The sequence below is a fragment of the Aeromonas finlandensis genome (assembly GCF_000764645.1).
Classification (GTDB): Bacteria; Pseudomonadota; Gammaproteobacteria; order Enterobacterales; family Aeromonadaceae; genus Aeromonas; species Aeromonas finlandensis.
Genome location: NZ_JRGK01000295.1, coordinates 1 through 22,442 on the forward strand (window position 1 = coordinate 1; position 22,442 = coordinate 22,442).

Sequence of the window (22,442 nt, forward strand, 5' to 3'; positions counted from 1 at the left end):
CTGCTCGGTGCGCAGCTGGTCGATGGTGAAGCGAAAGCCGGGGCCCTTGCTACCTGCCGCCGCCTGGGTGTTCTTGGTCGTAGCCGGTTGCGGCAACAGCAGCTGTTGCAGGTTGGTGGTGCCATCCTCGTTGATCTCGATGCGGGCGAAGGGCTTGTTCAGGGCTATGTCCTTGATCCGCATCTGCTGGCTGATGCCGTCGAAATCCAGACCGGAGAGGGCCAGGGTGTTGAATTCCAGTAGCCGCTGGTTATCTGCCCTATCGACCACCTTGAGATCGTTGACATCGAGTCCCCCTTGCAGGGTCAGCTTGCCCAGCTCCCCCTGGGCGGTGGTGCCGAGATCAAGTCTGGTCTTGCTGCTCAGCAGCCCGTTTTGTACCTTGATGCGCACCAGATCGGCCAGATAGGGCTGTGCCAGTGCAAGGGGCAGGGCTTGCTGGTTGATGTCGCCATTCAGCGTGAAAGGGGTCAGGGTCAGCTTGCCATCAAACGAGATCGGACTTTGTTGGTTCAAGCTGGTGGAGAGGGTCAGCTTGCTCTGCTGATCACCCTTGCTGCCCAGCGGGCCAATTGCCACCTTGAGGCCGGAGAGCTGGCGCACCAACGGTTTGCCGCTGCTTGATTCGGTCAGTGTGAGATCCCCCTTGTCGATGGCAATCTGGTTGATCTGCCACAGCCAGGGTTTGTCGTTGGCGGGCTTGGCCACTTTTGCACCCTTGACCGGCTTGACGGGTGGCTGCTCGATCAGCAGATCGGCCAGATCCAGCTCTTGCCGTTCGTTAAGGGTGGCCTTCAGATGTGGCTGCTGCAGGGTGATCTTGCCAATGTGCAGGGATTGCTTGTTGCCATCGACGGCAAGATCGGCGAGGGAAAGCTGGTTGAAACGGGCAAACTCATTCCCCTTGGCCTGTTTCAGTTGCCAGTTATCGAGCGCGAGCTTGCCTTTTGATAGCTGCCACTCTATCCCTTTCTTGCCATTTTTTAGCAGATACTCCACTTCGGCTCCGGCTTGTCCCTTGGCCAGATCCAGCTTGAGGTAAGGAGCCCAGAGCGGGGCGAAGGATGTAAGCTCGACCTGCTTGAGACTCACCTTGCCTTGACCCATGCCACTCATCACATCGAGCTTGCCGTGAGCGGTGAGGCTGCTTTTGCCGTTAATGGCGGCAGTGAGCTGATAGGCCGTCGGGTGGTTTGCCTCTGTGCGCAGGTTATCAAGCTTAAGGGTCACTTTTTCCAGATTGAGGGGCGGTAGCCAGCCGGGTTCACTCTCTTTGCGCTGATCCTGATAGCGCACATGACCCTCAGTGATTGAGATGCTGGCAATGTCGACCAGCAATGGTTCGCTGGCCGTCTCGGGCTCGGGGGATGGCGCTGGCGCGAGCACGGTGGCCAGCGCATCGGTCAGGTTGAGTCGAACGTCCCCTTTTTTGTCCGTCAGCCGTTGTAGCGCTATCACAGGTTTGGTCAGCGTGACGGTGGAGAGAACAACGCCTTTCTGTTGCCAACTGGCTTGCAGGTTGGGGGTGATAAAGAGCTGCTCAAAACGGATGATAGGTTGCTGTTTGGCATCGAGCAGTGCAGTAGCGCCGAGGGTGAGAGAAGGATTGCGCAGCCCCACATCAATCTCCCCCAGGTTCAGCTGCAGGCCGTAGTGCTCGGCCAGCCAGCCGGGCAGATAGCGCTGGATCAAGCGGGGTGTTTGCCACAGCAACAGGGTTGTGAAGATCAGCATTAACAGGAAAGCGTAAGCCAGGTAGCGCAACAAGCGGATTTTGGAGGACGCGGACTTAGTGGTGTTCATTTGATGCACTCCCATTCGGTACCCTCATGGTACCGAAAGGCCGGTTATTAATCATGGAGTTACGTGCGGCTGTACGCCGTACTTTGTCCAAAGGCGACCTAGTTCACCTTTTTCCTGAAGTGCTGCCAGCCATTGTTCCAATTGTGTTGGCGTTATCTGGGCATCTGGCGCGAGGATGGCACGATGCTGGTAATGTTGATCCCACTTCTGCGAGATGAGCAGACGCTCCGCTACTTCGGGGTGAGTCAGCAGATATTGATTGAGGTATGACACATTGAGAATGGCGATTTCGCCACGCCCCTTGAGCAGTGCTTGCAGCGCGCTGATGTTGTCCTTGACCAGAATGATGCTCAGCGTACGTTGCAAATAAGCAGGGTCAGCATTGAACTGACCGACACCATAGTGATAACCCGTTACTCCGATGAGGTGATGTTTGGCGGGATCATCGAAAAAATGCTGGTCTCTGTCGGGTTGTTTAAGCGCGACATAGACCTCGCCACCATCGAGAAAGGGGGCTGTCATTTTGAATTGCTCGTTTTGCCAACCCCATTTGGCATCTTCAAACAGCATCATGGAAAAGCGGCCGAAGGCGAGGGCTTTATACCGGTTGCTGGCAGAGGTGGGAACAAAGACAAATCTGACTTCCTGCTGGATCTCATTGAGCTTGGCGATAAGGTCCAGCGTCATCCCCTCATAGTGCTCATCGGATAACTTGACTACGAAAGGAGCATAAGGGTAACCGCCGACCTTGATCAGGGGATGGCTCCAACCGGACAGACTGAACAACAGCCACAACCAACACCAATATTTCATGGGATCCCCAAGACAATTGCGTGATCCCAGATTCGGTTAATCTGGGTCGCTTTTCAAGCTGTTGAGGGAATTAACACAGCGCTGTTCGGCCGCCTCCAGCTCGGCCATCACCATCTGGATATCTTCCAGTTGTTGACGCAGGGCGGCGCGCTTGGCGTCGATGAGCTGGATCATGGAGTTGAGCTGGTTTTTGCTCGATTTGTCGGTGTCGTACATATCGAACAGCTCGCGGATCTCGGCCAGGCTAAACCCCAGCCGTTTGCCGCGCAGGGTCAACTTGAGCCGGATCTTGTCCCGGTGGCTATAGATGCGGGTTTGTCCCTCTCGCTGTGGGGTGAGCAGCCCCTCGTCCTCGTAGTAGCGGATAGTGCGCGGCGTGACATCGAACTCGTGGGCCAGCTCCGAGATGCTGTAAGTGATCTCCTTGCCGGGCAGGGAACGGGACATGGTCATGACTCCTGTTGCTGGGAGAGTGGCTGGCAGAGGCGGGCACGCAGCCGCTCGGCATTGGCGTGCAGGGCCCGGCCGACCCGCGAGCCGTTGGGGCGGCCGAGCTGCTCGCTCACCCACTGGCCGGTGGCCGCCAGTTTGTCGAGATCCACCCCGGTCGTCATGCCAAGGCCGTGCAGCAGGTAGACCACCTCTTCTGATGCCACATTGCCGGAGGCGCCCGGCGCATAGGGGCAGCCACCAAGCCCCGCCACCGAGCAGTCGATGGTGCGAATACCGCGCTCCAGCGCGGGCAGCAGATTGGCCAGCCCCTGGCCGTAGGTGTCGTGAAAATGGACCGCGAGTCGCCCCGCGGGGATCTCGTGCAGCACCGCATCCAGCATGGGCGCCACCGTGCCCGGGGTGCCAACGCCGATGGTGTCCCCTAGCGAAATTTCGTGGCAGCCGAGATCCAGTAACTGTTCGGCCATGGCGGCGACCCGTTTCGGGCGGGTCGGGCCATCGAACGGGCAGGCGATGACGGTGGAGAGATAGCCGCGCACCTTGATGCCGAGGCGACGCGCCTCCTGCACCAGCGGGGCGAAACGAACCAACGACTCCTCCACGCTGATGCCGATATTGGCACGGGTAAAACCGTCGGAGCAGGCGGTGAAGAGGCCAATCTCGTCGGCGCGGGCGGCAATGGCAGCCTGCAAGCCTTGCAAATTGGGCACCAGTGCGCCGTAACGGGTTGAGCCCTTGCGCGGCAGTGCCTCGAACAGCGCTGCGGAGTCCGCCATCTGCGGCACCTTTTTGGCAGAGACAAAGGCCCCCACCTCGATGCGCTGCAGGCCGCTGTCGGCCAGTCGCTGGATCAGCTCTAGCCGCTGGATCAGTGCCAGCGGGCTGGCTTCATTTTGCAGGCCATCTCGCGGCCCCATCTCCACCAGACTGACCTTGTCATCCGGCATGGCTGCTCCTCTGTTCATGATCTACTCGCTTGTTGGTTGATGGCGTTATGCTCCGGGGCGGTATCGGTATCGGTATCGGTATCGGTATCGGCAAAGCGCACCAGCACGGCCCCCTGACTTACCTGCTCGCCCTGTTTGCACTGCAGGGCTTCAATTACCCCGTCCCGCTCTGCACGCAGCTGATGCTCCATCTTCATTGCCTCCAGCACCAGCAGGGGTTGCCCCTTGTTGACCGCTTGTCCCTGCTCGACCAGCACGGCTACCACTATGCCGTGCATGGGGGCAATGGCGCCCTGTGCCTTCTCGTTTGCCTGATCATGATGGTGACTGTGCTGCTGATCATCGGTTGTGAAACGGATGCGCTGGCCAACCAGGGTCATGATGAAGGTTGCCTCCGAGCCTTCGACCGTCTGAATGGGGATCAGCTGCCAGCAGCCATCCTGTTGTAGCCGGATATGGTCGCCGCCTCTCTGGTAGCAACGGGTCTCTCCTTGCCATTCAAACTGGCCGTCATGATCGTGAAGGGTCAATACCCGGCACTCATCGCCGATGCGCACCGCCGCCGTCCAGCTGCGATCCGGTCCCAGTCGAAATCCGCAGGCCTGCTGCCAAGGGGAGGAGCCCGCAGGACGGCTCGCCAGCCAGAGGGTGGCCAGCGGCCAGGCGAGTTCAGGAATGGGCTGCGCTGTGGTGGGGATGGGCCACTGGGTATGGTGGCCCATGGCCAAGACGTCAGGCTCTTCACACAGGCGCAGCAGCAGCGGGCCGTTGTGCACCAGCGGGCCAAGATCCAGCGCCGCCAGTGCATCGGCCAGTTGGGCGAACGCCTCGGCACGGCTCTGTCCGTGGGCGATCAGCTTGGCAATCATGGGATCGTAATAGGGGCTGACCTCATCCCCAGCGGTAACGCCGGTGTCAATGCGCACGCCATCCGGCCAGTGCAGCCAGTGGATAGGGCCGCTGGAAGGCAGAAAACCGGCCGCCACATCCTCGGCGTAGAGGCGCGCCTCCACCGCATGGCCACGCAGCACCACTTCATCCTGAGTCAGTGGCAGTGGCTTGCCTTCGGCCACGGCCAGCTGCCAGGCCACCAGATCCTGCCCGGTTACCGCTTCGGTGACCGGATGCTCCACCTGCAGCCGGGTGTTCATCTCCATAAAGAAGAACTCATCCTTGCAGAGCAGAAATTCGATGGTGCCCGCCCCCTGATAGTGGATGGCTTTGGCAGCGGCCACGGCCGCATCCCCCATGGCGCGCCGCAGAGCCGGAGGGATATTGGGGGCGGGAGCCTCTTCGATCACCTTCTGATGGCGCCGCTGCAAGGAGCAGTCCCTGTCCCCCAGATAGATGGCGTTGCCGAGGCTATCGGCAAAGACCTGCACTTCCACGTGGCGAGCCTGGGGCAGATAGCGCTCCAGCAGCACCAGATCGTCACCAAAGGCGGCCTTGGCCTCCCGTTTGACTGCAGCCAGCGACTCATCAAAGTCAGCCAGCTGATCGACTCGCCGCATCCCCTTGCCACCACCGCCACTGGCGGCCTTGATAAGCAGCGGAAAGCCAATCTGGCTCGCCTGATCGCGCAAAAAGTCCGGCCGTTGATCCGTGCCGTGATAGCCGGGCAGCACAGGTACACCGGCTGCCTGCATCAGCGCCTTGGCCCCCGATTTGTCGCCCATGGCGAGAATGGCGGCGCCGCTTGGGCCGACAAAGCGCAGGCCGCGCTGCTCGCAGGCGGTGGCAAAGTCGCTGTTTTCTGACAGAAAACCGTAACCGGGATGGATGGCATCGGCGCGTGCCTCTTTGGCAATCTTCAGCACCTTGCCGGTGTCGAGGTAGCTCTCTCTGGCCGGTGCGGGCCCCAGATGCCAGGCCTCATCGGCCAGACGGGTGTGCATGGCGTGGGCGTCGGCATCGGAGTAGAGGGCGATAGTGTGAATGCCGAGGCGTTTCGCTGTCTTGATGATGCGTACGGCGATTTCGCCGCGGTTGGCGATCAGCAGACGTTTAATCGAAGTGTGATGGGTCATGTCTCATCCTTGAAACGGGGACGCCAGGCGGGAGGACGTTTGTCGAAGAAGGCCTGCATCCCCTCCTGGGCTTCGAGCCCCACCCGTACCCGGGCGATGGTCTCGACGGTTTTCTCTTCGTAGAGGCGGGAAGGGTGGGCCTCTATGGTCGCCAGCAGTCGTTTGGTCTCTTTCATCGCTTCCGGCCCGTTGCGGCACATACGCAGAGCCTGCGCCCGCCCCTCCGCCAGCAGTTGATCCGGTTTGCAGAGTTGATGCGCCACATTGAGCCGACAGGCGGTGATGGCATCGAACGGCTCGGCACTGAGCATGTAGCGGCGCGCCTGACGCATTCCCATGGTGCGCACCACGTAGGGGCTGATCACCGCAGGCACCAGACCAAGGCTCACCTCGGAGAGGCAGAAGCGTGCATCGTCGCTGGCCAGCACCAGATCGCAGGCGCAGATCAGCCCCAGCGCCCCGCCATAGGCGGCCCCTTGCACCAGCGCCACCGTGGGGAAGGGGAGCTCGTCGAGGGTCTGCATCAGCCGCGCCAGTACCCGGGCGTCTTCGCGATTATGCTCGAAATCGGCGTGGGCCAGATTGCGCATCCAGTTGAGGTCGGCGCCCGCGCAAAAGTGTTTACCCTCGGCCCGCAGCAGCAGGGCGTGAGGGCGTTCGGCAAGTGAGTGACCATGGAGATGGGCCAGATCATCGAGGCAGTCGAGCAGCCCCAGCATCAGGTCGGCATCAAAGGCGTTGTGGCGGGCCGGGCGGGACAGCACCAGCTCGGCCAGCGGGCCGTGCCGCTCCAGCCGAAACGGGTTCTGGGCTGACGAGCTGAGTGCAGGGGAAGTGAGTGGATCGGACATATGCTTGCTCCTTACATCCGGAAGATGCCGTACTGCTCGGGTTCAATGCGGGCACCCTGACAGGCGGCCAGTGCCAGCGCCAGCACGGTGCGGCTCTGGGCCGGGTCGATGACGCCATCATCCCAGAGGCGGGCGCTGGCGTAGTAGGGGTGACCCTGGCGCTCATACTGCTCGATCACCGGGGCGCGGATGACGGCTGCCTCCTGCTCGCTCAGGCTCTTGCCCTCGGCGGCCAGCTTGTCCCGACGCACCTGTACCAGCACTCCGGCAGCTTGCTCGCCCCCCATGACAGAGATGCGGCTGTTGGGCCAGCTAAAGAGAAAATCGGGGTCGTAGGCACGGCCGCACATGCCGTAGTTGCCGGCACCAAAGCTGCCGCCGACGACCAGGGTGATCTTGGGGACCCGGCTGCAGGCCACCGCGGTCACCAGCTTGGCGCCGTGCTTGGCGATCCCCTCCTTTTCTGCGCTGCTCCCCACCATAAAACCGGTGATGTTCTGCAAAAAGAGCAGCGGGATGGCACGCCGGTTACAGAGCTGGATAAAGTGAGCCCCCTTCTGGGCACTGTCGCTGTGCAGCACGCCGTTGTTGGCGAGGATCCCCACCTCCATGCCGCAAATGCGGGCAAAGCCGGTCACCAGTGTGGTGCCGAACAGCGCCTTGAACTCGTCAAAGTCAGAGCTATCCACCAGTCGGGCGATCAGTTCGCGGGCGTCGTAAGGGCGTTTGAGGCTGGTGCCCACCAGACCGTAGAGCTCCTCTATCGGGTAACAGGGAGTGGGGTAGCCGGGTTCATCGTAGGTTGGGTTGCCCGATGGCAAACCCGAGATCGGATCATGGTCACTCCCCAGATGGGTGAGCAGGGTACGGGCGATGGCCAGCGCATGGGCATCGTCACGGGCCATGTGATCAGCAACGCCTGAGTGGGCGCAGTGCACCTCGGCGCCGCCCAGGGCTTCTGCGCTGATCTCCTCACCGGTGGCAGCTTTGACCAGCGGCGGGCCCGCCAGAAAGATGGTGGCTTGCTCCCTGACCATGATGGATTCATCCGCCATGGCGGGGACGTAGGCACCGCCAGCGGTGCAGAGCCCCATCACCACCGCAAGCTGGGGGATGTTCTGGGCCGACATGCGGGCCTGGTTATAGAAGATGCGGCCAAAGTGGTCCCGGTCGGGGAACACCTCATCCTGCATCGGCAAAAAGGCGCCGCCGGAATCCACCAGATAGAGGCAGGGGAGGCGCAGCCGCTCGGCGATGGCCTGGGCGCGCAGGTGCTTTTTCACCGTGAGCGGGTAGTAGGTGCCGCCCTTCACGGTGGCATCGTTCACCACCAGCATGCAAAGGCGCCCGGAGACCCGGCCAATGCCGGTGATGATACCAGCGGCGGGCACCGGCTCGTCATAGACCTGCCAGCCAGCCAGCGCCGACAGTTCGAGAAACGGGGAGCCCGGGTCCAGCAACTGGTTGATGCGCTCGCGGGGCAGCAGCTTGCCGCGGGCCTGATGGCGGGCGTTGTTGGCCGCGCCGCCCCCTTGCGCGATCTTGGCGATGCGGGCATTAAGATCGTCGACCAATGCCTGCATGGCGGTCCGATTGGCCGCATATTCCGGGCTCGCCGTGTCGAGACGGGAGTGGATACGACTCATGCGTTATCCCCCATCAGCTCGCGGCCGATCAGCCAGCGGCGAATTTCCGATGTGCCGGCGCCTATCTCGTAGAGCTTGGCGTCCCGCAGCAGGCGACCGGTGGGATATTCGTTGATGTAGCCGTTGCCGCCGAGCAGCTGGATAGCGTCGAGCGCCATCTGGGTGGCGTTTTCGGCGGCAAACAGGATGGCGGCGGCGCAATCTTTACGGCTGGTGCGACCCTGATCGCAGGCGCTCGCCACCGAGTAGACCAGCGCCCGGCTGCTGGCGAGGCGGGTATACATGTCAGCGAGCTTGCCCTGCACCAACTGGAACTCGCCGATGGCTTGGCCGAACTGCTTGCGCTCACGCACATAGGGGAGCACCACGTCCATGCAGGCCTGCATGATGCCAAGGGGGCCCGCCGCCAGTACCACCCGCTCGTAGTCGAGCCCGCTCATCAGCACCTTGACCCCGCCGTGCAGGGGGCCCAGCAGGTTCTGTTGCGGCACGTGGCAGTTATCAAACACCAGCTCGCAGGTGCTGGAGCCGCGCATCCCCAGCTTGTCGAGCTTCTGGGCGGTAGAAAAACCGGGAGTCCCCGCCTCGACGATAAAGGCGGAAATCCCTTTGGGGCCAGCACTGGTATCTGTCTTGGCATAGATGACGAAGGTGTCGGCATCCGGGCCGTTGGTGATCCACATCTTGTTGCCGTTGAGCACGAAGTGATCCCCCTCGCGCACGGCGGTCAGGCGCATGCTCACCACGTCGGAACCCGCCCCGGGCTCACTCATGGCCAGCGCCCCCACATGCTCGCCGCTCACCAGCGGGGGGAGGTAGCACGCTTTCTGCTCCGGCGTGCCGTGGCGGTGGATCTGGTTGATGCAGAGGTTGGAGTGGGCGCCGTAGGAGAGGCCGACCGAAGCGCTGGCGCGGCTCACCTGCTCCATCACCAGCACATGGGCCAGATAGCCGAGGTTCACCCCGTCATACTCCTCGGTCACCGTGATGCCGTGCAGCCCCAGCTCACCCATCCGGGGCCAGAGATCACGGGGAAAGGTATTGCTCTGATCGATCTCGCTGGCGCGCGGGGCGATCACTTTCTGGCAGAAAGCCGCAACCTGTTCGGTCAGGGCATTCAGGGTCTCATCCATCTGCATCCATGCTCTCCTTGCGGATATGACAGTCGGGTAGGAAGGTTGGTTCGACCGGCTGACTCTGCGTTATGGCTGGCAGTGGTCGGTCCATTTTTGTACTTCACTTCTGCCACAAGTTTACGTTAGCGTAAACGTAAATCAATTGTTAATCTGTTGTGTGTCGATAGAGAGGTGGTAGTGAGATCGTCATCAGCTACCACGACAACAGCGCCATAGTGGCAGATCCGACTGACGCAGTGTGTGGGCGCCGCGTCATAAAGCACTAACTCAGGAAAATAAGCGCGGAGCAACAAGGGAGCGAACAACAAGATGGATTTTACCCTGACCGATGATCAACAGGCGTATGTGGAGGCGGCCGCCGCCTTTGCCGATGAGGCGCTCAAACCCCATGCCGCGCGCTGGGACAAGGAGCATGAGTTTCCGATCCCGACTATCAAGCAGGCGGCTGGGCTAGGTTTTTGTGGTCTCTATACCCCGGAGCAGTTTGGCGGATTGGGGCTGCCGCGCCTCGATGCGAGCCTCATCTTCGAGCGTCTCGCCATGGGCTGTACCTCGACCACGGCATATCTGACCATTCACAACATGGTGAGCTGGATGCTGGGCAGCTGGTTGCCCGTGGAGGTGGCCAAGGAGTGGGTGCCCAAACTGGCCAGTGGCGAATTGCTGGGCTCCTATTGCCTCACCGAGCCGGGAGCGGGCTCCGATGCCGCAGCCCTCAAGACCCGGGCGGTGCGCGAGGGTGACAGCTACCTCATCGAGGGGACCAAGGTCTTTATCTCGGGGGCGGGCAGCAGCGATGTGCTGGTGGTGATGGCGCGCACTGGTGGTGAGGGGGCGAGTGGTATCTCCGCCTTTATGGTGCCGGCCGACAGCGTGGGCATCGCCTATGGCAAGCCCGAAGAGAAGCTGGGCTGGAACAGCCAGCCGACCCGGGAAGTGGCGTTCAACGGGGTGCGTATTCCCGCCAGCTACCGACTGGGTGAGGAAGGGGAAGGGTTCAAATTCGCCATGCAGGCCCTCGATGGGGGGCGCATCAATATCGCCACCTGTTCGGTGGGCACCGCCCAGCAGGCGCTGGATGATGCGCTGGCCTATGTGCAGCAGCGCCAGCAATTTGGTCGCCCGATCAGCGAATTCCAGAGCGTGCAGTTTCGCCTGGCCGACATGGCCACCGAGCTGGCGGCCGCCCGTTTGCTGGTGCGTCAGGCTGCCGACAAGCTGGATCGCGGGGTGCCGGACAAGAGTGCCTGGTGCGCCATGGCAAAGCGTTTTGCCACCGATGTGGGTTATCGAGTTTGCGATGAGGCTCTGCAACTCTTTGGCGGCTATGGTTATACCCGCGAGTATCCGCTCGAGCGCTATCTGCGCGATACCCGGGTACACCGCATTCTGGAGGGCACCAACGAGGTGATGCGACTCATCATCGCTCGCCGCCTGCTGGCCGATCCCGGCTTGTCGCTTGGCTAACCGGTGGTCGCACCTAGGGTGTGTCGCCAGCCACCCGATTTGCGCCATGCCATGCCGGTTTCGGCTTTATGAGCCAGCCACAGGTTGGCGTCATTCAAGCCTGTCATCATGGCTGCAGCTTCATCGACAAGGACAATGTTATGACAAGGATCAGACTCGAATATCATGGCCACGTTGCCTATATCACTCTCGACCATCCGCCAGCCAACACCTGGACCCTTGCCAGCTTGCAGGCTTTTTTGCAGATGATGGTGGAGCTCGACAGCCGCCCCGATGTGGTGGCGCTGGTGATCCGCGGTGCGGGCGACAAATTTTTCTGCGCCGGTGCTGACCTCAATATGTTTGCCGATGGCAATGTCGATCTGGCTCGCGATGTGGCCGACGCTTTTGGTCGCGCATTCGAAGCGCTGGCCCGTTTTCACGGTGTCACCATTGCGGCTATCAACGGTTATGCCATGGGCGGCGGGCTGGAGGTGGCGCTGGCCTGTGATATCCGCATCGCCGAGCAGCAGGCGCTGCTGGGACTGCCGGAGGCATCGGTGGGCTTGCTTCCTTGCGCAGGAGGCACCCAGCGTCTCACCGAGCTGGTGGGGCCTGGCTGGGCCAAGCGGATGATCCTCTGTGGCGAGAAGGTGAGTGCCTCGCTGGCCTATGAGATCGGGCTGGTGGAGGAGGTAGTTAAAACCGGTCAGTCATGGGAGGCGGCGCACCAGATGGCCCAGCTGGTGGAGCGCCAGAGTCCGAGCGCCCTGCGCGCCTGCAAGACCCTTATCAATCAGGGCCGCAGCGGCCCGCGGGATGCCGCCTTGCCCCTTGAGCGGGCACTGTTTCTTGATCTCTTTACCGATGCCAACCAGCGTGAAGGGGTGGCCGCCTTTCTGGAGAAACGCTCACCACGCTGGCAATATGGCCCAACAGAATAAATCCATACGGAGCCGTTTATGAGTGAACCGGTCAAGGTTAGCAGCCATCCCACCGAAGATGGCCATCAGATCGGGGTGTTGACCCTCGACAGCCCTGCGTCTCTCAACGCATTGAGCCTGCCGATGATCCAGATCCTGCAACAGACGCTGATCCGTTGGGAGCAGGACCCTGCCATCGTCTGTGTGCTGCTGCAGGGGGCGGGTGAGAAGGCGTTCTGTGCCGGTGGCGATATCCGCTCCTTCTATTACCGCAAGCAGGAGGCGAGCGAAGCGGAACTGTTTGGCTATGCCCGCGACTTTTTCGAGCAGGAGTATCGGCTCGACCACCATATCCACGGTTACCGCAAGCCCCTGATCTGCGTGGCGGACGGTATCTGCATGGGGGGCGGCATTGGCCTGTTTGCTGGCGCCGATTTTCGGGTGGTGACCGAGAAGAGCCTGTTCGCCATGCCGGAGGTGACCATCGGCCTCTACCCCGACGTTGGAGCAAGCTGGTTTTTAAGCCGGATGCCGGGGCGGCTTGGGCTCTGGCTTGGTCTGACTGGCGCTCGCTTCAATGGGGCCGATGCCCTTGGGGTGGGGCTGGCGGATCACGCCATCGCCAGTGGCGAGCGCAGTGCGCTGCTGTCACGTCTCGCCGTGCTCGACTGGGCAGCCGGTGGTGATCCCCGTGAGCAGATCGATCTGCTGCTCAGGGGGTTGCATGGTGAGGTGGCGGCCCGCTTGCCTGCGCCAGTGCTGTTGCCCCATCAACAGAGGATCGATGCCCTGCTGGCGGGACGCACGCTGCAAGGGGTATTGGCGCGGCTGTTCAGCGCCGGTTTCGATGAACAGGAGGCAGTGCTCCAGCAGGCACAGCAGATCTGCCGCACCGGCAGCCCCATCAGCCGTGCCATTTTGTGGCGCCAATATTGGCAGGCTCGCCGTCAATCCCTTGCCGAGGTATTTGCCGATGAGCTGACCCTCTCGGTCAACTGCGTGCTCAAGGGGGATTTTGTGGAAGGGGTACGGGCACTGCTGATCGACAAGGATAAAGATCCCCGCTGGCAGCAGTTGCCTCCGGAGGGGGAGTGGCTGGATGAGTTTTATCGCTGGCCGCAGGGGCGTAATCCGTTGGCCTATAAGGGATAGAACCGGCGCACGCCGCCATCAGCAACGCAAGGAGCAAGCGGGATGACAAGGATAGGATTTATCGGGCTCGGCAATATGGGTGGCCCCATGGCGGCCAATCTGGCCAGAGCTGGGCATACGGTGCAGGTGTTTGATCTGGTCGTCGAAAACATTGAGCGAGCTATCGCAGTTGGTTGCATCGCAGCGGGGGATGCCCGCGAAGCGGTGACTGGCTGTGATGTCGTCATCAGCATGCTGCCTGCCGGGGAGCATGTGCGCACCCTCTGGTTGGGCGAGAGCGATGGTGAGCGGGGCGGGCAGGATCTGCTGGCTGCTCTGCCGGTTGGCGCACTGGTGATCGACTGCTCCACCATCGATGTCGACTCTGCCCGTCAGGTCGGGGAGGCGGCCCGCGCGCGCGGCTTGCGCTTTATCGATGCCCCCGTGTCGGGCGGTGTCGCCGGTGCGGCAGCCGGGACGCTCACCTTTATCGTCGGCGGCGACGCGGCGGATTTCGAGGCGGCAAAACCCCTGCTCGCCAGCATGGGGCAGAACCAGTTTCACGCCGGGGCGCTCGGGGCGGGGCAGATCGCCAAGATGTGCAACAACATGCTGCTTGCGATCCATATGGCGGGCACCGCCGAGGCGCTGGCCCTCGGAGTGAAGGAGGGGCTGGATCCGGCGGTGCTCTCCACCATCATGGGCAAGAGCTCCGGCAACAATTGGAGTCTGGAGCGCTACAACCCCTGGCCCGGGGTGATGGAGAATGTGCCTGCCGCCCGCCACTATCAGGGGGGCTTTATGACCCGCTTGATGGTGAAAGATTTGGGACTGGCCATGGCGCTGGCCGAGCATGGCCACAGCGCGGTGCCCATGGGGGCGCTCGCGCGTAACTTGTTCAACCTGCATGCCGCCCAGGGGCAGGGGAGTCGGGATTTCTCCAGCATCGTCGAACTCTATCTGGATAAACAGGATCCCGCCTGACGGGCCACCTCTCTTCTAGGCATCTCCCATCTGCCTGCTACAAGGAGCATTCATGGATATCAAACAACGGGTTATCGCCATTACCGGCGCCGGGCGAGGGTTGGGGCGATCCATCGCCCTTGCTCTTGGCGCACAAGGTGCGACGCTGGCGCTGCTCGACATCAATCGCGCCGATCTGGCGGTGACCGCCGCCATGGTGCGCAGTCAGAATGATCAGTGCGATCAAGATAGCCAGTGCGAGCTGTTTGTCTGCAATGTGGCGAGCGAACCCGAAGTTGAGTCGGTTTTTGCCGCCATCAAGAGGCGCTTTGGTGTGTTGCATGGCCTCATCAACTGCGCTGGAATTTTGCGCGACGGCATGCTGATCAAGGTGAAAGAGGGGGCGCTGGTGGAGAAGATGACGCTGGCCCAGTGGCAGAGCGTGATTGACGTCAACCTCACCGGTACCTTCCTGTGCGGGCGCGAGGGGGCCGCACTGATGGCCACCGGCGGGGAGGGAGGCGTTATCATCAATATCTCCTCCATCGCTCGTGCCGGTAATATCGGCCAGAGCAACTATGCCGCCAGCAAGGCGGGGGTCGCCTCACTGGTGGTGACCTGGGGGCGGGAGCTGGCCCGTCATGGTATTCGGGTGATGGGGATCGCTCCCGGGGTGTTTGCTACCGACATGACCGCGGCGATGAAGCCGGAGGCGATGGCCCGGATGCAGCAGGCCATTCCGGTCGGCGCCCTTGGCGAGGCGCAGCAGTTGGCCGATACAGTCAGCTTTATTTTTGCCAACGATTATCTGTCGGGCCGGATGATAGAACTGGATGGTGGTTTGCGTTTATAGAGATTTACACAATGGGCCCCGGTGTTTCCACCGGGGCTTTTTTATGCACAGAATTTGTCTACCCACGGCGTGAATGGCGATGCATGGGAATCATCAGGGTCTGACTGGCTCGGCGAAAAAATGAGAAATATCAATGGGTCTTATTTAATTTGACCCAGCTCACAGGCCCCTGGGGTCAGTGCTGTAAAATTGCGCGCGGTTCAAGGTGGTGCATGATTGACGGTACCAGGGATTGCGGTGGGCATAGTCATGCAATATAGTTGCCGCCTTTTTCAAGGGGTATGGATTTCTAGCCCCTCCCATAGTGCGCGCAGCATGAATATGGACGCTCTGCCGCCGCTTAATTAAACAGGATTGAGATGGACAAGAAACTAGGGCTTGGCGCCCTCATTTCGCTGGTGATCGGCTCCATGGTCGGTGCCGGGGTCTTCAGTCTGCCACAAAATATTGCTGCACATGCCAGCGCAGGGGCCGTTGCTCTGGGTTGGGCCATTACCGGTATTGGCATGATTTGTCTCGCGCTGGTGTATCAGAACCTTTCGATGCGCAGGCCCGATCTCGATGGCGGCATTTTCAGCTATGCCAAAGCCGGGTTTGGCGATTTCATCGGTTTCAATGCCGCCTGGGGTTACTGGCTCTGCCAGCTGCTGGCCAACGTCTCCTACGCCATCGTGGTGTTCAGCGCCCTGAGCTACTTCTTCGATACACCGGACAACGTCATCTTCGGTGACGGTAATACCCCGGTCGCCATCACCCTCGCATCCATCCTGATCTGGTCGGTGCATGCACTGGTGCTGCGGGGTGTTCAGGTTGCGGCGCTGGTGAATATCGTCACGACCATCGCCAAGATGGTGCCGCTCATTGTTTTCTGCGTCGCCATCCTGCTCGCCTTCAACATGGATACCTTCACCCTGGACATCTGGGGCCAGAACAACATGGAGCTGGGCTCCGTGATGGATCAGGTCAAGTCCACCATGAAGGTGACCCTGTGGGTCTTTATCGGCATTGAAGGTGCTGTGGTGGTCTCTGCACGTGCCCGTCATCGCAAGGATGTGGGCCGTGCCACCGTGCTGGCACTGCTCGGTGCGCTGGCACTCTATGTGATGGTGACCCTGTTCTCGCTGGGTGTCATGAGTCAACCGCAGCTGGCGGCGCTCAAGAACCCCTCTACCGCCATGATCCTTGAAGCGGTCGTTGGCCCATGGGGGGCCTGGCTCATCAACATTGGTCTGGTTATCTCGGTGATGGGCGCCCTGTTGAGCTGGACCGTGCTGGCCGCTGAAGTGCCGTACATTGCGGGCAAGACCGGCGTGTTCCCGGGCTGGTTTGCCAAGGAGAACAAGAACGGCTCGCCGCAGATCTCCCTCTGGTGTTCCACTTGTCTGGTGCAGATCTTCCTGATCATCATCTACTTCCAGAACAGCACCTATCTGGCGCTGGTCAACATCGCCACCTCGGCAGCGCTGGTGCCTTACGTCTTCTCTGGCGCTTACGGTCTGAAGCTGGCATTGAAAGGGGAGACCTATGAGGGTCAACCTCATCAGCGCAAGCGTGATCTGCTACTGGCGCTGATGGCAACCGTCTATGGCTGCTGGCTGGTCTACGCGGCCGGGGTCGAGTATCTGCTGCTGGTGGCGCTGCTCTACAGTCCGGGCATCTTCATCTACTGGAAGGCGCGTCAGCATCACGGTCTGCGCGGTCTCAACCGGTTGGAGCAGGGGATGACTGCCGCCCTGCTGGGTTGCGCCGTGCTGGCCTTCTACAAGGTGATGGACGGTACCATTCCCTTGAACTGACAAGAACTAAAAGAGATGGCCCAAGGGCCATCTCTTTTTTCATGCTGATCTTGTTTTGTAGCCGGCCGTTTTGGCCATTTTTCGTTTATGACAGGAATTATTATGCTGTTTATGGGATACCTCCTGCTGGGGGCTTTTGCCGGTATTCTGGCGGGGCTGTTCGGGATCGGGGGCGGTCTTATCATTGTGCCGGTGCTGGTCATGACGTTTCGCGCCCAGGGAGTAGACCCTGACATCATCACCCATCTGGCCCTCGGTACCTCGTTGCCTACCATGATCTTCACCGGTTTTAGCTCCCTGCGGGCTCACCAGGAGGCGGGCGCCGTCGACTGGGTGATGATCCGCCGATTGGGCGCTGGCATGCTGGCTGGTGCCTGGCTTGGTGGCATGACCGCCAACCTGCTCAGTGCCAGCACTCTCAACATCATTATCGGCTGCTTTGCCTGGAGCATGGCGCTGCAGATGGGGCTCAACCTTAAGCCCAAGGCAGAGCGGCACCTGCCCGGTGCCTTGGGTACCGGTATCGCTGGCACCGTGATTGGCTGGATGTCGGCGCTGTTCGGAATCGGAGGCGGGTCACTCACCGTCCCTTATCTGAGCTGGAACTCGGTGCCGATGCGCAATGCGGTGGCCGCTTCTGCCGCCTGCAGCATGCCCATCGCACTGGCGGGGAGCCTGAGCTACCTCTATGCGGGTTGGGATCATGCCGATCTGCCCGAGTGGAGTGTTGGCTACATCTATCTGCCCGCCCTGCTGGGCATTGTGCTGACCAGTACCCAGTTTGCCCGTATTGGCGCCAAGCTGGCACATCGCCTCTCACCAACACGCCTCAAGCAGGCATTTGCCCTGCTGATGCTGCTGGTGGGGGCCAAGTTTATGTTGTTTAGCTGATTCATTCGGCAGATTGTTGAAAAATAAGGCAAACGAACTATTGAAAGGCAGAAAGCCATTGCATTGAGAGGCCAGTTTGCCTATTCTCCTCGCCGGTGGTCCTATTGGTCCTCTCGCATTGATAACCCGTCGACCTGGTCAGGACCGGAAGGTAGCAGCCAAGGCGGGGGACTCGAGTGCCGGGATGTGGCTGGTAGGGCCACCACCTTTCTTTGTATATCAATTACTTAGCATGTATATCTGCTAGGTGATCCAACTTATGTGGATGACCTGCAAAGATTATCAGCTCGCTAAGGTCATGCCAAGTTCCCCTAACTTCTTCACATAAGCACCGTGTGCAGTTTCCTCTGTTGGGAAAGTCCCTAAACAAATCCGGCTGCCCTTCACCCTTATCTGTGACCGCCATTTACCAGTTCGTTTCTCGAACCATGCACCTATTAGCTTGCCCTCTCGGTAGCACTGTTGATTGGCTGCATTCTGACGATATGTAACCACCCTAAGATTGCTTAGTCTGTTGTCATCCCTAATTCCGTTTAGATGGTCAATGCAAAATCTCAGTGGCTCACGTCTTGGTAATCTCCAATCCTTTAGGTCAGCTAGCATGGCAACCAGTTGATGAGCATATAGGCGCTCACCCTTGAACTTAACCTGATAGTAACCGTGGTTCGTTTTTGTCCCTGCCATCTGTCCACATCGTGGGCCGGTTAACCAGACCAAGCCAGAGCCACCCCTAGCAAACTGGGGCGCCAGTGAAAGCGCCCCCTTGATTTGGGTTATTGTTACCATAATCAGGAATTAGCCATGAACAGGGCCAGTTCCTCTTTGGTTGCTGTCCCAGCGGCTACAGCAGCTCGGGCCTTCTCCAGCGTCTCAGACAGTGACATAGCCTGTTCAATCTCTGACTGGCGGGCTGCTGCCTCGGCTGCCTTACGCTCCTCATCAAGCTCTTTCTGCATCAGCGCATCAAAATCTGCTTTGTTCTGGGCAAAGACAGTTTCTTTCAGATGGCCTAGCTTGCTCTCGGTGTCGATGCCCAGATATTTGGAAAGGGAGACTTGCAGATTCTGGGTGCCTACAATGCCGAACAGTTGGCTTTCAACTTCCATGTAGACAGGCTGGGTGATGTTGGCTGCCTTGATGGTTTCATAGTTCGCCTCAACCTCAGCAGGGCTCAGGCGCACAGAGTGCATGGCAGTAGTCACCAAGCGATGAGCGGTAACATGGTTCTTAGCTTCCGCCGCTTCCTTCAGGTCAGCGAGTGCCTGCTTTGGTGTCTCAGCATCGAAGCGCAGAACCTTTGCATACTCAGACTCGGAGCCATCAGCCAGCCACTTGTAGATGGAAGATGCCCAGGTGGGGTGCAGGGAGACAAGCAACGGTGCTCGCCATCCAGCAAACTGCTCAACGAATCGCTTATCTGCTGGCTGGTCACATTCCTCAATTGTGCGAGCAGGCTTGGCAAATCCATCAACCTTACGGCGAAGGGCCACCAGCTCTAGCAGCCACTGGGTAGGGGTCTTGCCTTCGGTGCTCGGGAGGAACCCACTATCATGGCTGTACTTGCCGGTCACTTGCAGGCATCGGATTTCAAAATCCATCTTGGCCACCACATTATTGCGTTCGTAGTTAACGCCATCATGACGATGCTCAATAGGAGAAAGAGAAGTAGCGATAGACAGAGAATCTGTGCCAAGTACACCAGCTTTAATATCTGCTCGGTTAGCGTTCAGGGTGCTGATGATTACTTGATTCTGGGTAGTGTGGTCGAGATTAATAAAGGACATGTGCGGTCTCCTTGAATAAATAAAATAAGAAAACCCAGATGCAAATAGAGCGCCTGAGTTGCAGGAAATAATAGGGTTAACTTGGTTGTGTCTGAGACTTACAGTATTCAATGTATTGCTGTGCTGCAATGATGTAGATATTCCTAAGGCCTAGGTTAGTCTCTGGTAAAAGCTGTTTACCTTTAACTCCCCATCTTGTGCTAGGTATTTCTGCCATCTTAATTGTGGATACTGGTAAGTCATCTGGAAAATCTTCTTCTATCTTAAAGAGCTTGCCGTTATCCATTAGAACTCCGCAGGCTCATCTAGCAGAAATGAATTATCTTTTGGCTTCTCTCTGATAACGATTGAAGATGCTGGGACAAGAGAAACATCAAGCCAGCACCCAGAATCTAGCAAGCAGGTTTGCTTACCATGCAGGGTAATAAGAAGTGAGCCATCAATTCTGATTTCACAACTGTCTGCTTCGTAGTAGTCATAATCTAAGTCATCTTCATCGCCATCAATAAGATAGCTAACAAGTGCAACGTATTTACTATTAAACATTATGAATCTCCTAGATGAGTTGATGATTTAATTAGGCAACTGACTGTTCATAAAGTTGCTCCATTCTCTCCTGAAGGTATAGCATCCCAAGTGCAGTAATCTTTGCATAGGAGAGTTGGTGGCCATTCCGCTCATCATCGTAGGGAATAACAAAACCACGACCCTGCGCACGTTGCCATGGCTGACCATTAGCAGCGGATGATGTGTCACAGCAAATCCAGTTGATTTTATGTAGTGCCTTATTAAAGTCAGCTATCTTCGGGAACTTGCTTTTAAAGTCAGGGAGTTGCTGGTTAAAGTACCTGTAAGCATTCTGCCGAGAATAAGAGCGCTGAAGTTGCCGATGATTAATCATCATCTGAGCGATTGGCTTAACCCTCTTAATCAGCTCATCAATGCTTTCAGAACGTTGCTTATGCTCAAGCTGCAAACGTACAGCTGCAACCTCATGGTGCATCTCATGCAAAGCAAGTTGCTCAAATGCCTTGAAGGCTAGGATGTAATTATCACGAATTGTCGCAACGTGCTTACCAGTCATGGATAATACAAACTGATAGAAAGCTTCTCTGTTAAGATTGTACGTTGGTCTTGTTTCACCCTTTGCATCCAAATAGGTTGCAGGCTCATAACGGAAATCAACGCCCGAATTTTTTCGGCCGTTACCTAACTCTGCACCTTCAATGAATGAACGTACACGAACTAACAAATCATCATGTCTACGACCAGTAATCTCGGCAATCTTCACGAGACTGATAACGGCATCTTTGCCATCAAGGCCCAGCTCAAGCAATGTGCCATGCTGCTGGTTAATCGCTGCCAGCATCTCCGGCTTACTCATCTTGGTATTCATACGTAACTTCCTCAAAAGTAGTTGCCCTTAAAGCCGCATCCCTCTACAGCCTCAACCACCGTTACGCTCGGTAACTGTGAGGGCAGAAAGGACAACGACTTTTAAGCGGTTGAAGTTGATAGACCTTGCGGGGTCATTGGGTGAACAAGCAGCCAGAGGTGAAGCAGCCACGGGCGGACTTTCTGATGCTTGTTCTATTGTGTGTATTTAATAGCGTTTGGCTCCCATCGTTGGGCGGCTAACCGCCTCTGTCAGCAATGCGCTGGATAGCCCACCAGAGGGTGTATGCGAGCATTGGAAACCTCGACCATGCGAAGGCACGGGCCAGCCACTCCTTGATCCTGTAGAGCCACTGGCGCACTCTGTCAGACAGGGACGGCATCTGTAGCTACTAGGTCGAGAATTGACCATGCATCGGTAGGTGCTTCACCCTGAGAAACCGCCATTGAAATCTTGCCGGAGGCCAACTTCACAGCCACATAACAGCCAGGGTACTTGCCAGACAGGTGCTTGATATTGATAGGGTGAGTTGCGCTCTTGAGGTTCGCCTCGGTAACGAGGGCAGTAGCTGCACCAGAAACAGAAAAGGTCTGTACGCTCTTGCCAATTTTATCGCCTGTGATGCCCATTACTTGCCACCTCGCAGGTTATGTTGACCAAGAGCAGCGTTCTGAAGTTGAATTTGATATTCACGCTGTTCCATGCTGATGGAGTTACGGCGAACGGCATCAATCTTTTCAGCAAAGTTAGCATTGGCCTTATATGCAGGGTGCGTCATCATCTCTTGATAAACATCCTTGGTCATACGGGCAGGAATTGCAGGTTTGCTGGATGCGGCAGTTTTCTCTGCAATAGCAGCTTCTGGGGATGTGATTTTAATAGCCATATTGGGCTCCTTATAAGTTGCGGATTCTTATCGAATACCTAATTTAATTTGACTCTCTATGTGGTCATATAGCTCATCAGCTATCTTCCCACGAAATTGTGTAAGCTTGTGCAGGCCATAGGCTTTCCATGCGCTTGGCTCATCCGCACAGTCAACTAGGGAATGAAGTTGCCCAAACCAGTAAGTTGCATGGTAATCATCCCCATGTTTCCAAACACCAACAGGGAATCCGGCGCCCCTATTCCTAAGTAGGTTGGCTAGTTGCGGTGGAACAAACAAAGCTGTAGATGGTGAATAGTGCTTGTTGTCTTTATCGTAAATGTCACAAGCCAGCTCATAATCATCTACGTTATTTAAATCATACCAAGCTTTAAATCCATTAGCTTCCCTCCATTCATCACATACTGTGAATCCATGAAAGGTATCAGCATTGCTAGTAACTGGATTTGTTTTCATCCAGATGCTGTTCCAGATTGCCATGTGTCTGGGAACTTTAATTGTTTGATGCATTTGCCAGCTCCTTCTCTAATTTCTCGATGCGGGCGAGCAAGTCATATAGCGAGGGTAGTTCAGTAAGTTTATAAGTCATATAGCCTCCCAGCAGATTCAGCCGATAGGGCTAATTAATGTTATGGTCTTTCTCTTGCATCGTAATATCTCTTTTCTTTTCCCATGCATGCATGGAGAGTTACCATTC

General features: G+C 58.2%; 23 protein-coding genes and 1 other RNA gene. 8 read left to right on the forward strand and 16 right to left on the reverse strand.

What is annotated here, in order from left to right:
• The 8 genes from LD28_RS0118525 to LD28_RS0118560 form a co-directional block, all read right to left on the reverse strand.
• The coding region (locus tag LD28_RS0118525; RefSeq protein WP_033138414.1) for a DUF748 domain-containing protein at positions 1 to 1,803 on the reverse strand (1,803 nt) is incomplete at its 3' end.
• A gap of 51 nt (positions 1,804 to 1,854) precedes the next feature.
• Positions 1,855 to 2,616 carry a substrate-binding periplasmic protein gene (locus tag LD28_RS0118530; RefSeq protein ID WP_033138397.1) on the reverse strand — a complete coding sequence of 254 codons (762 nt, stop codon included), beginning with the start codon at positions 2,614 to 2,616 and terminating at the stop codon, positions 1,855 to 1,857.
• 36 nt (positions 2,617 to 2,652) lie between these two features.
• Entirely contained in the window at positions 2,653 to 3,063 is a 411-nt protein-coding gene (locus tag LD28_RS0118535) for a MerR family transcriptional regulator (protein WP_033138398.1), read from the reverse strand.
• Positions 3,064 to 3,065: 2 nt separating this feature from the next.
• Positions 3,066 to 4,016, reverse strand: coding sequence for a hydroxymethylglutaryl-CoA lyase (locus tag LD28_RS0118540; RefSeq protein WP_156120315.1), 951 nt, complete (start codon positions 4,014 to 4,016; stop codon positions 3,066 to 3,068).
• A gap of 14 nt (positions 4,017 to 4,030) precedes the next feature.
• Positions 4,031 to 6,043, reverse strand: coding sequence for an acetyl/propionyl/methylcrotonyl-CoA carboxylase subunit alpha (locus LD28_RS0118545; protein WP_050514370.1), 2,013 nt, complete (start codon positions 6,041 to 6,043; stop codon positions 4,031 to 4,033).
• On the reverse strand, positions 6,040 to 6,894 hold the full coding sequence (locus tag LD28_RS0118550) for an enoyl-CoA hydratase-related protein (protein ID WP_033138400.1): 855 nt from the start codon (positions 6,892 to 6,894) through the stop codon (positions 6,040 to 6,042). The genes LD28_RS0118545 and LD28_RS0118550 overlap by 4 nt, the downstream gene beginning before the upstream one ends.
• 11 nt (positions 6,895 to 6,905) lie before the next feature.
• Entirely contained in the window at positions 6,906 to 8,540 is a 1,635-nt protein-coding gene (locus LD28_RS0118555; protein WP_033138401.1) for a carboxyl transferase domain-containing protein, read from the reverse strand.
• The gene (locus LD28_RS0118560; protein WP_033138402.1) at positions 8,537 to 9,679 is read right to left on the reverse strand and encodes an isovaleryl-CoA dehydrogenase; all 1,143 of its coding nucleotides are present in this window, start codon (positions 9,677 to 9,679) and stop codon (positions 8,537 to 8,539) included. Before LD28_RS0118560 ends, LD28_RS0118555 begins: the two co-directional genes overlap by 4 nt.
• A 306-nt stretch (positions 9,680 to 9,985) precedes the next feature.
• On the opposite strand from LD28_RS0118560, the gene LD28_RS0118565 reads away from it, so the two are divergent.
• The 8 genes from LD28_RS0118565 (at position 9,986) to ffs (ending at position 17,878) form a co-directional block, all read left to right on the forward strand.
• Positions 9,986 to 11,143 (forward strand): acyl-CoA dehydrogenase family protein, encoded by a 1,158-nt coding sequence (locus LD28_RS0118565; protein WP_033138403.1) that lies wholly within the window; start codon positions 9,986 to 9,988, stop codon positions 11,141 to 11,143.
• Between the two features lie 140 nt (positions 11,144 to 11,283).
• Positions 11,284 to 12,066 (forward strand): enoyl-CoA hydratase, encoded by a 783-nt coding sequence (locus tag LD28_RS0118570; protein WP_033138416.1) that lies wholly within the window; start codon positions 11,284 to 11,286, stop codon positions 12,064 to 12,066.
• An 18-nt stretch (positions 12,067 to 12,084) separates the two neighbouring features.
• Entirely contained in the window at positions 12,085 to 13,197 is a 1,113-nt protein-coding gene (locus LD28_RS0118575; protein ID WP_033138404.1) for an enoyl-CoA hydratase/isomerase family protein, read from the forward strand.
• 42 nt (positions 13,198 to 13,239) lie between these two features.
• On the forward strand, positions 13,240 to 14,160 hold the full coding sequence (mmsB, locus tag LD28_RS0118580; protein ID WP_033138405.1) for a 3-hydroxyisobutyrate dehydrogenase: 921 nt from the start codon (positions 13,240 to 13,242) through the stop codon (positions 14,158 to 14,160).
• A gap of 52 nt (positions 14,161 to 14,212) precedes the next feature.
• Positions 14,213 to 14,992 carry an SDR family oxidoreductase gene (locus LD28_RS0118585; RefSeq protein ID WP_033138406.1) on the forward strand — a complete coding sequence of 260 codons (780 nt, stop codon included), beginning with the start codon at positions 14,213 to 14,215 and terminating at the stop codon, positions 14,990 to 14,992.
• A gap of 359 nt (positions 14,993 to 15,351) precedes the next feature.
• Positions 15,352 to 16,788 carry an arginine-ornithine antiporter gene (gene arcD / locus LD28_RS0118590; RefSeq protein WP_033138407.1) on the forward strand — a complete coding sequence of 479 codons (1,437 nt, stop codon included), beginning with the start codon at positions 15,352 to 15,354 and terminating at the stop codon, positions 16,786 to 16,788.
• Between the two features lie 102 nt (positions 16,789 to 16,890).
• On the forward strand, positions 16,891 to 17,679 hold the full coding sequence (locus LD28_RS0118595) for a sulfite exporter TauE/SafE family protein (RefSeq protein WP_033138408.1): 789 nt from the start codon (positions 16,891 to 16,893) through the stop codon (positions 17,677 to 17,679).
• Positions 17,680 to 17,781: 102 nt separating this feature from the next.
• Positions 17,782 to 17,878: signal recognition particle sRNA small type (ffs, locus tag LD28_RS22645), an RNA gene on the forward strand.
• Between the two features lie 83 nt (positions 17,879 to 17,961).
• Here the strand turns inward: ffs and LD28_RS24020 are convergent.
• From LD28_RS24020 to LD28_RS0118630, 8 genes are all read right to left on the reverse strand, one after another.
• Positions 17,962 to 18,465 carry an HNH endonuclease gene (locus LD28_RS24020; RefSeq protein ID WP_050514371.1) on the reverse strand — a complete coding sequence of 168 codons (504 nt, stop codon included), beginning with the start codon at positions 18,463 to 18,465 and terminating at the stop codon, positions 17,962 to 17,964.
• A 2-nt stretch (positions 18,466 to 18,467) separates the two neighbouring features.
• Positions 18,468 to 19,463: a hypothetical protein gene (locus LD28_RS0118605; RefSeq protein ID WP_033138409.1), complete on the reverse strand. Its 996-nt coding sequence runs from the start codon at positions 19,461 to 19,463 to the stop codon at positions 18,468 to 18,470.
• Positions 19,464 to 19,539: 76 nt separating this feature from the next.
• The gene (locus LD28_RS23220) at positions 19,540 to 19,749 is read right to left on the reverse strand and encodes a hypothetical protein (protein WP_156120314.1); all 210 of its coding nucleotides are present in this window, start codon (positions 19,747 to 19,749) and stop codon (positions 19,540 to 19,542) included.
• Positions 19,749 to 20,009: a hypothetical protein gene (locus LD28_RS0118610; RefSeq protein ID WP_033138410.1), complete on the reverse strand. Its 261-nt coding sequence runs from the start codon at positions 20,007 to 20,009 to the stop codon at positions 19,749 to 19,751. The genes LD28_RS23220 and LD28_RS0118610 overlap by 1 nt, the downstream gene beginning before the upstream one ends.
• A 31-nt stretch (positions 20,010 to 20,040) precedes the next feature.
• Complete coding sequence (locus tag LD28_RS0118615) at positions 20,041 to 20,859, reverse strand: Rha family transcriptional regulator (RefSeq protein ID WP_033138411.1); 819 nt, start codon at positions 20,857 to 20,859, stop codon at positions 20,041 to 20,043.
• A 365-nt stretch (positions 20,860 to 21,224) separates the two neighbouring features.
• Positions 21,225 to 21,488: a hypothetical protein gene (locus LD28_RS0118620; protein ID WP_050514372.1), complete on the reverse strand. Its 264-nt coding sequence runs from the start codon at positions 21,486 to 21,488 to the stop codon at positions 21,225 to 21,227.
• Positions 21,488 to 21,745, reverse strand: coding sequence for a hypothetical protein (locus LD28_RS0118625; RefSeq protein WP_033138412.1), 258 nt, complete (start codon positions 21,743 to 21,745; stop codon positions 21,488 to 21,490). Before LD28_RS0118625 ends, LD28_RS0118620 begins: the two co-directional genes overlap by 1 nt.
• 27 nt (positions 21,746 to 21,772) lie before the next feature.
• Positions 21,773 to 22,255, reverse strand: a complete 483-nt coding sequence (locus LD28_RS0118630) for a hypothetical protein (protein WP_033138413.1) — start codon at positions 22,253 to 22,255, stop codon at positions 21,773 to 21,775.
• Positions 22,256 to 22,442: the final 187 nt, after the last annotated feature.

Coding starts and splice junctions, on each gene's coding strand:
- LD28_RS0118530 (WP_033138397.1), bottom strand. CDS start 2,616: ATGAAATATTGGTGTTGGTTGTGGCTGTTGTTCAGTCTGTCCGGTTGG.
- LD28_RS0118535 (WP_033138398.1), bottom strand. CDS start 3,063: ATGTCCCGTTCCCTGCCCGGCAAGGAGATCACTTACAGCATCTCGGAG.
- LD28_RS0118540 (WP_156120315.1), bottom strand. CDS start 4,016: ATGCCGGATGACAAGGTCAGTCTGGTGGAGATGGGGCCGCGAGATGGC.
- LD28_RS0118545 (WP_050514370.1), bottom strand. CDS start 6,043: ATGACCCATCACACTTCGATTAAACGTCTGCTGATCGCCAACCGCGGC.
- LD28_RS0118550 (WP_033138400.1), bottom strand. CDS start 6,894: ATGTCCGATCCACTCACTTCCCCTGCACTCAGCTCGTCAGCCCAGAAC.
- LD28_RS0118555 (WP_033138401.1), bottom strand. CDS start 8,540: ATGAGTCGTATCCACTCCCGTCTCGACACGGCGAGCCCGGAATATGCG.
- LD28_RS0118560 (WP_033138402.1), bottom strand. CDS start 9,679: ATGCAGATGGATGAGACCCTGAATGCCCTGACCGAACAGGTTGCGGCT.
- LD28_RS0118565 (WP_033138403.1), top strand. CDS start 9,986: ATGGATTTTACCCTGACCGATGATCAACAGGCGTATGTGGAGGCGGCC.
- LD28_RS0118570 (WP_033138416.1), top strand. CDS start 11,284: ATGACAAGGATCAGACTCGAATATCATGGCCACGTTGCCTATATCACT.
- LD28_RS0118575 (WP_033138404.1), top strand. CDS start 12,085: ATGAGTGAACCGGTCAAGGTTAGCAGCCATCCCACCGAAGATGGCCAT.
- mmsB (WP_033138405.1), top strand. CDS start 13,240: ATGACAAGGATAGGATTTATCGGGCTCGGCAATATGGGTGGCCCCATG.
- LD28_RS0118585 (WP_033138406.1), top strand. CDS start 14,213: ATGGATATCAAACAACGGGTTATCGCCATTACCGGCGCCGGGCGAGGG.
- arcD (WP_033138407.1), top strand. CDS start 15,352: ATGGACAAGAAACTAGGGCTTGGCGCCCTCATTTCGCTGGTGATCGGC.
- LD28_RS0118595 (WP_033138408.1), top strand. CDS start 16,891: ATGCTGTTTATGGGATACCTCCTGCTGGGGGCTTTTGCCGGTATTCTG.
- LD28_RS24020 (WP_050514371.1), bottom strand. CDS start 18,465: ATGGTAACAATAACCCAAATCAAGGGGGCGCTTTCACTGGCGCCCCAG.
- LD28_RS0118605 (WP_033138409.1), bottom strand. CDS start 19,463: ATGTCCTTTATTAATCTCGACCACACTACCCAGAATCAAGTAATCATC.
- LD28_RS23220 (WP_156120314.1), bottom strand. CDS start 19,749: ATGGATAACGGCAAGCTCTTTAAGATAGAAGAAGATTTTCCAGATGAC.
- LD28_RS0118610 (WP_033138410.1), bottom strand. CDS start 20,009: ATGTTTAATAGTAAATACGTTGCACTTGTTAGCTATCTTATTGATGGC.
- LD28_RS0118615 (WP_033138411.1), bottom strand. CDS start 20,859: ATGAATACCAAGATGAGTAAGCCGGAGATGCTGGCAGCGATTAACCAG.
- LD28_RS0118620 (WP_050514372.1), bottom strand. CDS start 21,488: ATGGGCATCACAGGCGATAAAATTGGCAAGAGCGTACAGACCTTTTCT.
- LD28_RS0118625 (WP_033138412.1), bottom strand. CDS start 21,745: ATGGCTATTAAAATCACATCCCCAGAAGCTGCTATTGCAGAGAAAACT.
- LD28_RS0118630 (WP_033138413.1), bottom strand. CDS start 22,255: ATGCATCAAACAATTAAAGTTCCCAGACACATGGCAATCTGGAACAGC.